15 protein-coding genes are annotated in these 12743 nt (G+C 70.2%); 14 read left to right on the forward strand and 1 reads right to left on the reverse strand.

The features are described from left to right. Positions 1–53 precede the first annotated feature (53 nt). The gene (locus DC434_RS07150) at positions 54–467 is read right to left on the reverse strand and encodes a DUF4190 domain-containing protein (protein WP_116634574.1); all 414 of its coding nucleotides are present in this window, start codon (positions 465–467) and stop codon (positions 54–56) included. A gap of 143 nt (positions 468–610) precedes the next feature. Here DC434_RS07150 and DC434_RS07155 point away from each other — a divergent pair, with 143 nt between their 5' ends. The 14 genes from DC434_RS07155 (at position 611) to DC434_RS07215 (ending at position 12645) form a co-directional block, all read left to right on the forward strand. Continuing rightward, on the forward strand, positions 611–922 hold the full coding sequence (locus DC434_RS07155; protein WP_116634575.1) for a DUF2277 domain-containing protein: 312 nt from the start codon (positions 611–613) through the stop codon (positions 920–922). A gap of 167 nt (positions 923–1089) precedes the next feature. Beyond that, the gene (locus tag DC434_RS07160; protein WP_116634576.1) at positions 1090–2133 is read left to right on the forward strand and encodes a response regulator; all 1044 of its coding nucleotides are present in this window, start codon (positions 1090–1092) and stop codon (positions 2131–2133) included. After that, positions 2133–3122 carry an ATP-grasp domain-containing protein gene (locus DC434_RS07165; RefSeq protein ID WP_116634577.1) on the forward strand — a complete coding sequence of 330 codons (990 nt, stop codon included), beginning with the start codon at positions 2133–2135 and terminating at the stop codon, positions 3120–3122. The genes DC434_RS07160 and DC434_RS07165 overlap by 1 nt, the downstream gene beginning before the upstream one ends. Further along, positions 3119–3832 carry a PHP domain-containing protein gene (locus DC434_RS07170; protein ID WP_116634578.1) on the forward strand — a complete coding sequence of 238 codons (714 nt, stop codon included), beginning with the start codon at positions 3119–3121 and terminating at the stop codon, positions 3830–3832. Before DC434_RS07165 ends, DC434_RS07170 begins: the two co-directional genes overlap by 4 nt. Next, positions 3832–5319 carry a glycosyltransferase gene (locus DC434_RS07175; RefSeq protein WP_116634579.1) on the forward strand — a complete coding sequence of 496 codons (1488 nt, stop codon included), beginning with the start codon at positions 3832–3834 and terminating at the stop codon, positions 5317–5319. Before DC434_RS07170 ends, DC434_RS07175 begins: the two co-directional genes overlap by 1 nt. Further along, positions 5316–5459, forward strand: a complete 144-nt coding sequence (locus DC434_RS20085; RefSeq protein WP_165807993.1) for a hypothetical protein — start codon at positions 5316–5318, stop codon at positions 5457–5459. Before DC434_RS07175 ends, DC434_RS20085 begins: the two co-directional genes overlap by 4 nt. Further along, positions 5456–5803: a response regulator gene (locus DC434_RS07180; RefSeq protein WP_116634580.1), complete on the forward strand. Its 348-nt coding sequence runs from the start codon at positions 5456–5458 to the stop codon at positions 5801–5803. The genes DC434_RS20085 and DC434_RS07180 overlap by 4 nt, the downstream gene beginning before the upstream one ends. After that, positions 5800–7590 carry an ATP-binding protein gene (locus DC434_RS07185; protein WP_116634581.1) on the forward strand — a complete coding sequence of 597 codons (1791 nt, stop codon included), beginning with the start codon at positions 5800–5802 and terminating at the stop codon, positions 7588–7590. Before DC434_RS07180 ends, DC434_RS07185 begins: the two co-directional genes overlap by 4 nt. A gap of 99 nt (positions 7591–7689) precedes the next feature. Further along, positions 7690–8241, forward strand: a complete 552-nt coding sequence (locus DC434_RS07190; protein WP_116634582.1) for an OsmC family protein — start codon at positions 7690–7692, stop codon at positions 8239–8241. A gap of 40 nt (positions 8242–8281) precedes the next feature. Then, on the forward strand, positions 8282–8530 hold the full coding sequence (locus tag DC434_RS07195; protein WP_116634583.1) for an AbrB/MazE/SpoVT family DNA-binding domain-containing protein: 249 nt from the start codon (positions 8282–8284) through the stop codon (positions 8528–8530). Continuing rightward, positions 8527–8892 (forward strand): type II toxin-antitoxin system VapC family toxin, encoded by a 366-nt coding sequence (locus tag DC434_RS07200; protein ID WP_116634584.1) that lies wholly within the window; start codon positions 8527–8529, stop codon positions 8890–8892. Before DC434_RS07195 ends, DC434_RS07200 begins: the two co-directional genes overlap by 4 nt. A gap of 77 nt (positions 8893–8969) precedes the next feature. Next, positions 8970–10658 carry an ATP-binding cassette domain-containing protein gene (locus DC434_RS07205; RefSeq protein ID WP_116634585.1) on the forward strand — a complete coding sequence of 563 codons (1689 nt, stop codon included), beginning with the start codon at positions 8970–8972 and terminating at the stop codon, positions 10656–10658. A gap of 54 nt (positions 10659–10712) precedes the next feature. Beyond that, positions 10713–11828, forward strand: coding sequence for a GuaB3 family IMP dehydrogenase-related protein (locus DC434_RS07210; protein ID WP_116634586.1), 1116 nt, complete (start codon positions 10713–10715; stop codon positions 11826–11828). Positions 11829–11886: 58 nt separating this feature from the next. Next, a complete protein-coding gene (locus tag DC434_RS07215) occupies positions 11887–12645 on the forward strand; it encodes an SURF1 family cytochrome oxidase biogenesis protein (RefSeq protein WP_116634587.1) in 759 nt (252 codons plus the stop codon). Positions 12646–12743 lie beyond the last annotated feature (98 nt).

The raw sequence follows: 12743 nt of genomic DNA on the forward strand, positions 1-12743 counted from the left end.
AAAGGGACCGGATGCCGTGCGGCATCCGGTCCCTTCGTCTCTCTCCGGGGAGATCAGCTGCAGGTGTAGGTGACGCCGTCGACGGTCCACACGCCCGGGCCGAGCTCCGCGCACGTCCCGATGATGCCCGCGAAGAGCGTCACGAACAGGATGATGCCGATGATGTACAGCAGGGTGATGACCGCGCCGACGATGATGCCCGCGATGGCGATGCCCTTGGGGGCGCCGGCCTTGCCGAGCTTGACGGCCGCGACGATGCTGAGGATCAGGCCGATCGGCGCCGCGACGAAGGCGAGCACCAGGCCGATGATCGACAGCACGCGCCCCGGAGGGGAGACCGGAGCTGCAGCGTAGGGAGCGCCGCTGTTGGGAGCGGGCGGCGCGTAGGCGGCGGTGGGATCCGGGGTGGGCGCGCCGTTCCAGGCCGGGGGAGTCTGCGGGGAATCGGGGGGCTGGGGAATCGTCATGTTCTCTCCTGTTCCAGGGAGACGGCGGATCGGCCGTCGCCGGTTCTCGTAGCCAGAGCGTAGCGAGCAGCACCCGCGTCGCACCATGCCGTTCACCGGATCGACCTCTTCCGTCCGTCGTCGGCCCGGCGTAGCGTGCCGGTATGTGTCGCAACATCGTCCCGCTGAACAACCTCGAACCCGCCGCGACCGACGAGGAGTGCCACGACGCGGCGCTGCAGTTCGTCCGCAAGATCTCTGGAGCGAACGCGCCCTCCCGCGCGAACCAGGCGGTCTTCGACCGGGCCGTCGATGAGATCGCCCGCGCGGCCCGTCAGCTGCTCGACGACCTGGTGACCTCGGCTCCGCCGAAGAACCGGGCGGCGGAAGCGGCCAAGCGACAGGCCCGTTCGGCCGAGCGCTATGAGGCGATCCGGGTGTATCAGCAGGAGAAGCGCGCAGCCAGGGCCGTCTGACACGGGAGCGCGCCGCACCGCGATCCGGCGCTGCGCAGCGGGCGCTGGCGCCTATGCCAGAATCGACGTACCCCGCTCGACTTTCCCCGCGGACCCGGTGGTAGGGCACCGAGACCGCGACGCCGATCTTCGCATCGGCAGGGATCCTCCCCAAGGAGAGCCGCTCTATGGTTGACGAAGCTCCGCGCGTCCTCGTCGTCGATGACGACCCCGACGTCGCTCTGCTCGTGAAGACGGTGCTCGAGCGGCGCGCGGGCTGCATCGTCGACATCGCGCAGGACGGCCGCGTCGCGATCGAGCGGATGGCGGAGGTGCGCCCCGACGTCGTCGTCACCGACATCGAGATGCCGGGGCTGAGCGGTCTGGAGCTGCTCGCGGAGCTGCGGCGCACGAGCCCGAACGTCCCCGTGATCGTGATGACGGCGCATGTCTCGGTGGAGTACGCGGTGTCGGCCCTGCGCGCGCAGGCCGACGAGTTCCTCACCAAGCCGCTCGACAACGCCCGCCTGATCGAGGTCGTCACACGGCTCGCCGCCGAAGGCCGACGTCGCCGTGAGGAAGCCCGGCCGAAGGAGACCGTGCTGGCCATCGGCGCGCATCCGGACGACGTCGAGATCGGCGTCGGAGGGCTGCTCGCAGCCCACGCGCACGCCGGGGACGCCATCACGATCCTCACCCTCTCGCGCGGTGCCCGCGGCGGCGACGCCGACAGCAGGCAGAGCGAGTCCCTCGCGGCCGCCGACATGCTGGGCGCGCGGCTCTTCGTCAAGGATCTGGTGGACACCGAGATCTCCGGGGGCGGGACGACGGTGCGCCTCATCGAGGAGGTCGTGCAGGAGATCACGCCGACCATCGTCTACACGCACTCCGGTCACGATCGGCACCAGGATCACCGGGCCGTGAGCGAGGCGACCATCGTCGCCACCCGACGCGTCGGCACCGTGGCGTGCTATCAGAGCCCGTCGGCCACGATCGACTTCCGTCCGACGCGGTTCGTCCGCATCGACCAGTACCTCGATCAGAAGCTGCGACTCCTGGAGCGCTTCCAGTCGCAGACCGCCAGCCGCGACTACCTCGAACCTGAGTTCGTGACCGCGACGGCGCGCTACTGGTCGCGGTTCGGCGGCGGCAAGGCCGTGGAGCCCCTCGAGGTGGTGCGCGAGACGGCGGAGTTCGTCGGCGCCCATGAACTCACGAGAAGAGAGAGCTGATGACGAAGCGCGTGCTGGTGACGGGTGCGGGGGGTCCGGCCGGGGTGGCCGTCATCCGCTCGCTCCTCCGCCGCTCCGACCTGACCGTGTTCGCCGCCGACATGGACGGCTGGGCGAGCGGCATCTACCTGGTCCCACCGGCGCAGCGCCGCCTCGTCCCTCCGGGTCGCGACGAGGACTTCGTTCCCGCGATCGCACGGATGGTCGCCGAGGATGCGCTCGATCTCGTCATCTCCACGGTCGACGTGGAGCTCATCGCACTGGCCGATCGCCGGGGAGAGCTGGCACCGGCCGTGCTCGCCGCGCCCTCGGCCGACACCCTGAACACCGCGCTCGACAAGCTGGCCCTCGCCGAGCGCTGCGCCGCGACGGGCCGCACCCCGCGCACGGTCCTCGCAGGGCCCAATGCCGAGGAGGTCGACTGGGAGTTCCCGGTCTTCGCGAAGCCGCGCCAGGGCGCCGGCAGCCGCGGCATCCGGCTCGTGTCCGATCGTGCCGCGCTGGAGGCGCTGCCGACCGACGAGGGACTCATCGTGCAGGACTTCCTCCCGGGGGAGGAGTACTCGGTCGACGTCATCGCGGATGCGGCGGGGAACGTCGTCGCCGCCGTCCCGCGCACGCGCGCCAGGGTCGACTCGGGCGTGGCGATCGCGGGGCAGACCGTCCGCGACCCGGAGCTCGAGGACACGGCCGCGTCCATCGCCAGGGCGATCGGCCTCGTCGGCGTCGCGAACGTGCAACTGCGTCGGGATCGCACCGGCCGCGCTGTGCTGCTCGAGGTCAATCCGCGCTTCCCCGGAGCGCTCCCGCTGACGATCGCCGCGGGTGTCGACATCCCCTCGCTCGTCGCCGATCTTTTCCTCGGCATCGAGCTCCCGACGCGGGTCCCGTTCCGGGAGGTCGCCTCGGTGCGCTTCCTCGAGGATGTGATCGTCGAGGTCGACGACCTGCTCGTCTCCGCCCACGCGGGGCACCAGGAGGAGTTGTGAGCCACGCCGCTCTGCGCGGGGATCACCATGTCCACTCGACGTTCTCCGACGACGCCGTGTCGACGCTCGCCGAGAACGTCGCCGCGGCTGCGGCCGCGGGGCTGAGCACGGTGCGCCTCGTGGATCACGTTCGACAGAGCACCACCTGGGTGCCCGAGTACCTCGCCGCCGTCCGGGAGCTGTCCGTGCCCGACGGCCTCGAGGTCCTCACCGGCGTCGAGGCGAAGATCCTCGATGCAGCGGGCACGCTCGACATCCCCGCTCTACCCGCGGGCATCGACCGCATCCTCATAGCCGACCACCAGTTCCCCGGCGTCGACGGACCGCTCGGGCCGACCGCCGTGCGCGAGCGGATCGCCGACGGCTGGGCGACCGACGATGTCCTGGACCAGCTCGTCGCGGCGCTGATCGCCTCGATGCAGTGGCACCCGGGGAACCAGCTCGCGCACTGCTTCTCGATCCTGCCGAAGATCGGCCTGTCCGAGGACGACCTCGGCGACGAGCGCACCGACGCGTGGGCGCGCGCCGCCGCCGCCACCGACACGCTCGTCGAGGTGAACGAGAAGTGGGGGTGTCCCGGCATCCGCTCGCTCGCCGCGCTGCGCCGCTCGGGAGCGCGGATCGTGGCGTCCACCGACAGCCACGTCGCAACGGACGTCGGCCGCTACTCGCGGGTCCTCGAGCTCCTCGACGCGGAGGGCGAAGCCTGATGGCGGAGCTCACCTGGCCCGAGGCGACGCTGGTCGTGTTCCTGGTGCTGTGCGTGCTGGTGGGCACGCTGCCCGTGATCAACACCGCGCTGCAGTTCCTCACGCTGCCGCTGCACGCGTTCCGCAACCACTACGCCAAGGCGGCGCCGTACCACCCGAACATCGCCGTCGTGATCCCCGCCTGGAACGAAGGGCTCGTCATCGGGCCGGCGATCGAACGGCTGCTGCAGCTCGAGTACGCCCCGGAGCGCCTGCGGATCTTCGTCGTCGACGACGCCTCGACCGACGACACCCCCGAGATCGTCACGGCCATGGCGGCGGCGCATCCCGGTCGCGTCGTGCACCTGCGTCGCGACAAGGGCGGCGAGGGCAAGGCGCACACCCTCAACCACGGACTCGACGTCGTCCTCGCGGACGCCTGGACCGAGGCGGTGCTCATCATGGACGCCGACGTCATCTTCGCCAGGGACTCGCTGCGCAAGCTCAGTCGGCACCTGGCCGATGAGAAGGTCGGGGCCGTCACCGCGTACATCGCCGAGGGGAGTCGGGACCGCAACTACCTCACGCGCTTCATCGCCATCGAGTACGTGATCGGCCAGCTCTCCGCCCGACGGGTGCAGAACGTCGGCGGCGCGATCGCGTGCCTCGCCGGCGGGGCGCAGCTGCACTCCCGGGCGAACCTCGAGGCGATCGGCGGGCGCATCCCGACCGGGACCCTCGCCGAGGACACGATGACGACCTTCGAGGGCCAGCTCAAGGGACGGCGCATGGTGTTCGAGCCACACGCCGTCGTCCTCGCGGAGGAGCCTCGCACGGTCGACAGCCTCTGGAAGCAGCGGCTCAGGTGGGCCCGTGGCAACGTGCAACTGACGTCGATCTATCGGAAGCTCTGGTTCCGGCCGAGCCGCACCCACAACCTCGGCAGCTTCACCTTCGGGCTCGCGTGGTTCGTCATCCTGCTCCTTCCCGCCTTCATGCTCCTGGCGGCGTCGGCCCTGCTGATACTCCTCCTCGTGCACAGCGACATCGCGGAGTTCGTGTTCCGATTCATGTGGATCTCCGCGGCGTGCGTCTACCTCTTCTCGATGCTCTACTCCGTCCAGCTGGATCCCCGCATCGGCAGGCAGTCGTGGCGCGAGGCGGTCATGTTCCCCGGGCTCGGCGCGCTGATCCTCATGGCGCTCGCACTGTTCCCCTGGCTGTTCGAGGAGGGGCTCGCGCAGGTCGGTCTCGCCCTGACCGACGAGAGCCGCTTCGCCTGGGCCGTGATCTTCTACCTCTGGGGGCCGATCTCGATGCTGGGGATCTGGCTCGCCCGCGCGGTCGAGCCGCTTCCGGGCGGCCGGTTCTTCGCCGGACTGCTCGTCTACATCTGTGGATACGGTTCGCTGCTGTGCGCGATCACCGTGGATTCGTACATCAAGGAGTGGCGTCGTGCTGACGCCTCGTGGATAAAGACCGAGAAGATCGGACGGGTCGTCTCATGACGGATGCGCCGCCGCAGGGTTCCGAGGTGGAGGAGATCGCCGCGGATGAACGTCGGGAGCGCCGACTCGTCCCGCAGGCGCTCCTCTCACTCGCCGTCGTCGCCGTGATCGTCATCGTGCGAGAGCTGCTCCTCCGATGAGCGGGAGGCCGCTGGCCCTCGTCGTCGAGGACACCGTCGACCAGGCCGCCCTTCTGCGTCGCTACCTCGACCGCGAGGGGTTCGACGCCTTCGTCGCCTACGACGCCGAATCCGCGATCGCCGCGTTCGACGAGATCGATCCCGTCCTGGCGGTGATCGACCTGCTGCTTCCGGGGATCTCCGGTCAGGAGTGCGCGCGACGCGTCCAGGAGCGCTTCCCGGAGTGCTTCCTCGTGATCAGCTCGGTCCTCGACGCCGCGGACTATCCGCCGGCGGATGCGGCGCTGCCCAAGCCGATCACCGGTGCGGATCTGCGCGGCATCGTCGAGCGGGTGACGCGATGAGGGCGACCCCGCTGGACCGCGCCGAGAACCGGTGGTACCAGGTCTTCGACAACCCCAGCCCGCTCGTGAAGCAGGCCCCCACGCTCATCGCGACGGTCGCCGCCGTGCTGTTGACCTGGTGGATCCCGGATCTGCCCGTCACGCACCTCGTCGCGGTGGTGTGCGGTGTCGGACTGGTGCTGGCCGCGACCGCTCATTCGGCCGTGCTGAGCGCTCGCCGGGTGTACGACGGGTGGGTCGTCCTGCTCGTCCCGTTGATCGACATCGTCGGACTCGGTCTGTTCCGCACCGGCACCGGTGGGGCGAGCTCGCTCTTCTCCTCGCTCGTGCTGCTGCCCGTCATCTGGATCGCCGCGGCGCCCGGCATCCGCTACGTCTTCGTCGTCGGCGGACTGACCTCGATCGCCCTGCTCATGCCGTACTTCGCCGATCCGCCGCACAGCGCGGTCGACTGGCTGCGCGGAGTCATCGGGCCGCTGGTGTTCGCCGCCGTCGCCGCGGTGATCAACGAGCTCTCCCGTCAGCAGCGCGTGCGCGCCGAGCAGGCGGAGGAGCTGGTCGGCGAACGCACGGCGGCGCTCGCCGACAACGTCAAGATGATCGTGCAGCTGCGGGAGAAGGAGCATCAGTACCGCTCGCTGGTGGAGTCGTACGAGGGGCTGTGGTCGTCGATCACGGCGCAGGCCGTGATCGCGACCGACCGGAACGGCACGATCACCGCCTGGAATCCGGGGGCGGAGCGGCTGTTCGGCGTCGCGTTCAGCGAGGCGATGGACGACGTGCGCGTCGATCGCTTCTTCGCGGAGGCGTCGTTGACCGCGCTCGCGAGCGACTGCACGAAGGAACAGCGTGTGGATGCCGACTCCGACCTGCCACCGGGGCTGAGGGCGCTGTTCGCCGGCGCGGACGACGATCAGAACGTCGAGGACGACGTCGACATCGTGACGTCGGCGGGGACCTCGGTTCCCGCGCGGGTGACCGTGAACCCCCACCGCGACGCCTCCGGCACGCAGCAGGGGTATCTGCTCGTGGTGACCGACGAGAGCAAGGCCGTCGAGGTCGCGCGGATGAAGGACGAGTTCGTCGGGATGATCTCGCACGAGCTGCGGACGCCGCTGAGCGCGATCATCGGCTTCCTCGATCTGCTCCAGAGCGATCCAGGACAGCCGCTCAGCGAGGAGCAGCAGGAGTTCGTCGCCATCATCGAGCGCAATGCCCAGCGGCTGCTGAACCTCGTGGGAGATCTGCTCTTCACGGCGCAGGTCGAGTCGGGGCGGTTCCCGCTGGACCGCGCGGAGGTCGACGTGGGCGAGCTCGTGCGCTCCGCCGTGGCGTCGGCGGGGCCGCACGCGCAGCGTGAGGGCATCGAGATCACCGCTGAGCTCGCTCCCGAGCCCGTCCGCATCCTCATCGATGCCGGCCGGATCGGACAGGCGCTCGACAACCTGCTCTCCAACGCGATCAAGTTCACGCCCCGCGGTGGTCGTGTCGCCGCCCGCGTGCGGCCCGTCGACGGCGGAGTGGAGCTGTCGGTGAGCGACACCGGCATCGGCATCCCGAAGGACGAACAGGGGATGCTGTTCACCCGGTTCTTCCGGGCGTCGACCGCGACGAGCAACGCCGTACCCGGCGTCGGACTCGGTCTCACGATCACGCGCGCCATCGTCCTCGCCCACGGCGGCACGATGGATGTGCGCAGCGAAGAGGGCGTCGGCACGGAGTTCCGTTTCGTGCTGCCCTCGGCGGCCAAGACCGAGACGCTGCGGACCCTGAGCCGCGCCGACTGAGTCCGACGCACCCCGTCCTTCGTGACGGTCGATGACGGGCCGTGAACCCCTGTGACGTCGGGGGTGCGCGGGCGCCGACGCCCCGGTTACGGTCGCCGCATGACTCTTCTCCAGGACCAGATCACCGCCGTCTCCGATGTCACGCCGGCCGAGCGCGCACAGCGCCTGACCGATGCGGGAACGGCGTGGAACGAGCGCATCGCCGCCGATGCGAGCAGCGCACAGCTGACCTACCGGGTGAGCGGCAGAGGAATCGGGTCGGTCGCCACCGAGATCCGCGCCGGCAAGCACCGGTTCCTCGTGGACGAGCCGAGCGCGCTCGCCGGAGACGACGTGGCCGCGAGCCCCGTCGAGTACGCGCTGGGCGCGCTGGTGTCGTGCCAGGTGGTCGTGTACCGGCTCTACGCCCAGGCGCTCGGTCTCACGATCGACGAGATCGAGATCACGGCCGAGGGGGATCTCGACGTGCGGAAGCTCTTCGGCATCGACGAGTCGGGCCGTGCCGGGTTCCACGACATCCGGGTGAAGGTCGACATCTCGGGCCCCGACAGCCCCGAGCAGTATGAGAACCTCCGCCAGGTCGTCGACGCGCACTGCCCGGTCCTCGACCTCTTCGCGAACACGGTTCCCACGGCGAGCGCGCTCGCCTGAAGGAAACCCATCGGCAAGGACCAGGTGGTACTCTGATCTCATGGATACCACGTTTGTCGCTCCGATGGGCGACCGGGGCCGCCTGGTCGTCCCCGCCGAGCTCCGTGCGCGGCAGCACTGGGAACAGGGTGCGCGGCTGCTGATGATCGAGACGGACGGCGGAGTGATCTTGGTCACCCGGGAGCAGGCCAAGTCCCTGGTGCGGTCGCAGCTCGCCGGGAAGGACCTCGTCGCGGCGCTTCTCGCCGATCGTCGGTCCGCAGCGGCTGCGGAGGACGAGGTCGAGTGACCGTTCTCGACGCGTCAGCCGTCCTGGCTTTCCTGCAGGCCGAGCCGGGCGCTGATGCCGTCGAGGAGCTTCTGGACGGTGCGGTCATCGGGGCGGCGAACTGGGCGGAGGTGGCCCAGAAGGTCCGAGCGTCGGGAGCCGACTGGGGCGTCGCCTCCGGACTGCTGCGCAGCTATGAGCTGGTGATCGAGCCCGTGCAGCATGCGGACGCCGAGGTCGCCGCAGCGATGTGGAAGCGCGGCAGCGGGTTGTCGCTCGGGGATCGGCTCTGCCTCGCGCTCGCCCGACGTCTCGATGTGACGGTGGTCACGGCGGACCGTGCATGGGGAGAGTCGGGCCGGATCACCCAGCTCCGTCCCTGACACCGGTCACTCCGTTCCATCGCGGGCTGATAGCCTGGTCGGCTCGCTGTTCGCGGGCGGAAGGACGGCCACGGACAGTGGGCTACATCGATGTCTCCGGAGTGTCTCTGACTCTCCCCGACGGCAGACCGCTTCTCGACGAGGCGACATTCAGGGTCGGCGCGGGGTCCACCAGCGCGTTGATCGGACCGAACGGCGCCGGCAAGACGACGCTGCTGCGCATCATCCGCGGAGATCAGCCGGCCGATGACGGCGTCGTCACGATCGACGGCGGCCTCGGCGTCATGGACCAGTTCGTCGGGCACGGACGCCAGGGTCAGACCGTGCACGAACTGCTCGTGAGCGTCGCTCCGCAGCGGATCCGCGGGGCGGCACAGGGGCTCGAGGCGGCGGAGAACGCACTGATCGAACGCGACGAGCACGACACCCAGATGGCGTACGCGTCGGCGATCGCGGAGTACGCGGACGCCGGTGGCTACGAGCACGAGACCGTGTGGGATCAGTGCACGGTGGCGGCGCTCGGCGTGCCGTTCGAGCGTGCGCGCTTCCGCGAGCTCACGACGCTCTCCGGCGGCGAGCAGAAGCGACTGGCGCTGGAGGCGCTGCTGCGCGGTCCCGACGAGGTGCTGCTGCTCGACGAGCCGGACAACTACCTCGATGTGCCGACGAAGCGCTGGCTCGAGGATCAGCTGCGGCAGACGCCCAAGACGGTGCTCCTCGTGTCGCACGATCGCGAACTCCTCGCTCGTGCCGCGGACCGCCTGATCACTCTCGAACCGGGCGGCGCAGGTTCCATCGCGTGGGTGCACGGCGGCGGCTTCGCGACCTATCAGCAGGCGCGCACCGATCGGATGGACCGGCTCGACGAGCTCCGGCGACGCTGGGACGAGCAGCACGAGAAGCTGCGCACCCTGGTCGCGAACCTCAAGGTGAAGGCCTCGGCGAACGACGGCTTCGCGTCGCGGTATCAGGCCGCTCAGACGCGGCTCCGCAAGTTCGAGGAGGCCGGTCCGCCCGAGGAGCGGCCCCCCGCGCAGGACTTCGACATGCGTCTGCGGGGGTCGCGCACGGGCAAGCGGGCCGTGGTCGCCGCAGGCCTCGAGCTCACCGGTCTGATGAAGCCCTTCGACGCCGAGGTCTGGTACGGCGATCGCGTCGCGGTGCTCGGCTCGAACGGGTCGGGGAAGTCGCACTTCCTGCGGCTTCTGGCCAGGGGTGGCAGCGATCCGGATGCCACCCTCGGTCACGTCACGTCCACCGGAGAGCAGCTGAGCGAGGTGCCGCACACGGGCACGGCGACGCTCGGCGCCAGGGTCGTGCCGGGGCTCTTCGCGCAGACGCACGCGCCCCCCGAGTTCGTCGGGCGCACGCTGCTGGAGATCCTGCACCGCGGAGACGACCGCCGCGCCGGGATGCCGAGGGATGCCGCCAGCTCAGCGCTGGACCGGTACGGGCTCGTCCGGCAGGCGCAGCAGACGTTCGACTCGCTGTCCGGTGGGCAGCAGGCGCGGCTCCAGGTGCTGCTGCTGGAGCTGTCCGGTGCGACGCTGCTGCTGCTCGACGAACCGACGGACAACCTCGACCTGGAATCGGCCGAGGCGCTGGAAGACGCGCTCGCGCGTTTCGAGGGGACCGTGCTCGCGGTCACGCACGACCGCTGGTTCGCCCGGTCGTTCGACCGATTCCTGGTGTTCGGCTCGGACGGCGAGGTCTACGAGTCCGATGCGCCGGTCTGGGACGAGAGGCGGGTCGTGCGCTCGCGCTGACCGGCTCCGCAGCCGCAGACCCCGTCGGGGGCCGGGTAGGCTGGACGGGTGACCATGGAGATCGAGCTCGGCCGAGGAAAGCGCGCACGCCGCGCGTACACGTTCGATGACATCGCGGTGGTGCCCTCGCGCCGCACGCGCAACCCCGAGGATGTCTCGACCGCGTGGACGATCGACGCGTTCGGCTTCGACATCCCGGTGCTCGGAGCGCCGATGGACTCTGTCGTCAGCCCGCAGACGGCGATCATGCTCGGGCAGCTCGGCGGCCTCGGCGTGCTCGACCTCGAGGGACTGTGGACGCGCTACGAAGACCCGCAGCCGCTGCTCACGGAGATCGCCGGGCTCGACGACGGCGAGGCGACCGTCCGCATGCAGCAGCTGTACTCCGAGCCGATCAAGCCCGAGCTCATCACGCGCCGGCTGGCCGAGATCCGCGAGGCGGGCGTCACGGTCGCGGGCTCCCTCACGCCGCAGCGCACGCAGGAGCACTACGACACCGTGGCCGCGGCCGGCGTCGACCTGTTCGTCATCCGCGGCACCACCGTCTCGGCCGAGCACGTGTCCAGTGTCGACGAGCCCCTGAACCTCAAGAAGTTCATCTACGACCTCGACGTCCCGGTGATCGTCGGCGGCGCCGCCACCTACACCGCGGCCCTGCACCTCATGCGCACGGGCGCCGCGGGCGTGCTCGTCGGCTTCGGCGGGGGAGCGGCCTCCACGACCCGTGCGACGCTCGGCATCCACGCGCCGATGGCCACCGCGGTGTCCGACGTCGCCGCCGCGCGACGCGACTACCTCGACGAGTCCGGCGGCCGCTACGTGCACGTCATCGCCGACGGGGGCGTCGGCACCTCCGGCGACATCGTCAAGGCGCTGGCCATGGGAGCGGATGCCGTCATGCTCGGCGTCGCGCTCGCCCGCGCCACCGACGCTCCCGGCCGCGGATTCCACTGGGGCCCGGAGGCCCATCACTCGAAGCTGCCGCGCGGACGCCGCGTCGAGGTCGGCGGCATCGGCACGCTCGAGGAGATCCTCTACGGTCCCGCGCCCGTCGCCGACGGCACCGCGAACCTCATCGGCGCCCTGCGCAAGTCCATGGCGACCACCGGATACTCCGACCTCAAGGAGTTCCAGCGGGTCGAGGTCGTGCTCGCCCCGTACGAGGCCTGAGGCTCCGCGCGTCACCGTGACCACTCCTGCGCCGTTCCCGCCGACCCTTCGTGAGGTCATGCTCCGGGGACGCTGGATCGGGATGCTTCTGCTGTGCCTCGTCGTCGCCGGGGTGTTCGCGTGGCTCGGGCAGTGGCAGCTCGAGCGCGCGATCGAGACGGATCCGCCCCCGGCGGGGGCGACCGAGCAGGTGCGGCCGCTCACCGATGTCGTGGAACCGGGGCAGTACCTTCCCGAGCCTCTCGTCGGCCAGCGCGTCGAGACATCGGGGACGTGGGTCGAGGGCGACTTCCTCGTCGTGTCGAGCCGGTTCAACGACGACGTCGAGGGATATTGGGTCACCGGCCAGCTGCGAGTCGCCGACCGCACGTCGATCGCGGTCGCGATCGGCTGGGCGCCCGACCGCGAAGCGGCGGATGCGGCCGTCGAGCGCCTCGCCGCCGAGGACGACGGCTCCGAGGTCGCGATCAGCGGCAGGATCATCTCCGACGAGGGCCCGGCGGTCCCGCCGCGCACCGACCCGGAGCGGATGGATCGGATGTCGACGGCGGCGCTTCTCAGCCGGTGGAGCGACACCGCGGATCTCGACGTGTACCGCCCGTATCTCGCCTCGACTACGGCGACGGCCGGGCTCATCGACATCTCCTCTCCCGCGCCGGAAGAGCAATCGCCGATCAACTGGCTGAACATCTTCTACGCGGTCGAGTGGGCGATCTTCGCGGGCTTCGCGTTCTACCTCTGGTACCGCCTGGCGAAAGACGCCTGGGAGCGCGAGGTCGAGGAGTTCGACGAGGCGCGGAGTGCGGAAACAGCCTGATCACATCGCGCATCTGCGCGGAGATCCGTGCGCACATGTGCGCCGGAATGCCGGGATATGGACCTTCGTCGGGGGTCGCCGCGGCCATCCGGTGAGCG

The organism is Microbacterium sp. TPD7012 (assembly GCF_003075395.1).
Classification (GTDB): domain Bacteria; phylum Actinomycetota; class Actinomycetes; order Actinomycetales; family Microbacteriaceae; genus Microbacterium.

Excerpts from the sequence above, each read along its gene's own strand:
- DC434_RS07215 (WP_116634587.1), top strand. The coding sequence starts at position 11,887 with ATGCTCCGGGGACGCTGGATCGGGATGCTTCTGCTGTGCCTCGTCGTC.
- DC434_RS07185 (WP_116634581.1), top strand. The coding sequence starts at position 5,800 with ATGAGGGCGACCCCGCTGGACCGCGCCGAGAACCGGTGGTACCAGGTC.
- DC434_RS07165 (WP_116634577.1), top strand. The coding sequence starts at position 2,133 with ATGACGAAGCGCGTGCTGGTGACGGGTGCGGGGGGTCCGGCCGGGGTG.
- DC434_RS07190 (WP_116634582.1), top strand. The coding sequence starts at position 7,690 with ATGACTCTTCTCCAGGACCAGATCACCGCCGTCTCCGATGTCACGCCG.
- DC434_RS07195 (WP_116634583.1), top strand. The coding sequence starts at position 8,282 with ATGGATACCACGTTTGTCGCTCCGATGGGCGACCGGGGCCGCCTGGTC.
- DC434_RS07155 (WP_116634575.1), top strand. The coding sequence starts at position 611 with ATGTGTCGCAACATCGTCCCGCTGAACAACCTCGAACCCGCCGCGACC.
- DC434_RS07160 (WP_116634576.1), top strand. The coding sequence starts at position 1,090 with ATGGTTGACGAAGCTCCGCGCGTCCTCGTCGTCGATGACGACCCCGAC.
- DC434_RS07150 (WP_116634574.1), bottom strand. The coding sequence starts at position 467 with ATGACGATTCCCCAGCCCCCCGATTCCCCGCAGACTCCCCCGGCCTGG.
- DC434_RS07175 (WP_116634579.1), top strand. The coding sequence starts at position 3,832 with ATGGCGGAGCTCACCTGGCCCGAGGCGACGCTGGTCGTGTTCCTGGTG.
- DC434_RS07210 (WP_116634586.1), top strand. The coding sequence starts at position 10,713 with ATGGAGATCGAGCTCGGCCGAGGAAAGCGCGCACGCCGCGCGTACACG.
- DC434_RS20085 (WP_165807993.1), top strand. The coding sequence starts at position 5,316 with ATGACGGATGCGCCGCCGCAGGGTTCCGAGGTGGAGGAGATCGCCGCG.
- DC434_RS07180 (WP_116634580.1), top strand. The coding sequence starts at position 5,456 with ATGAGCGGGAGGCCGCTGGCCCTCGTCGTCGAGGACACCGTCGACCAG.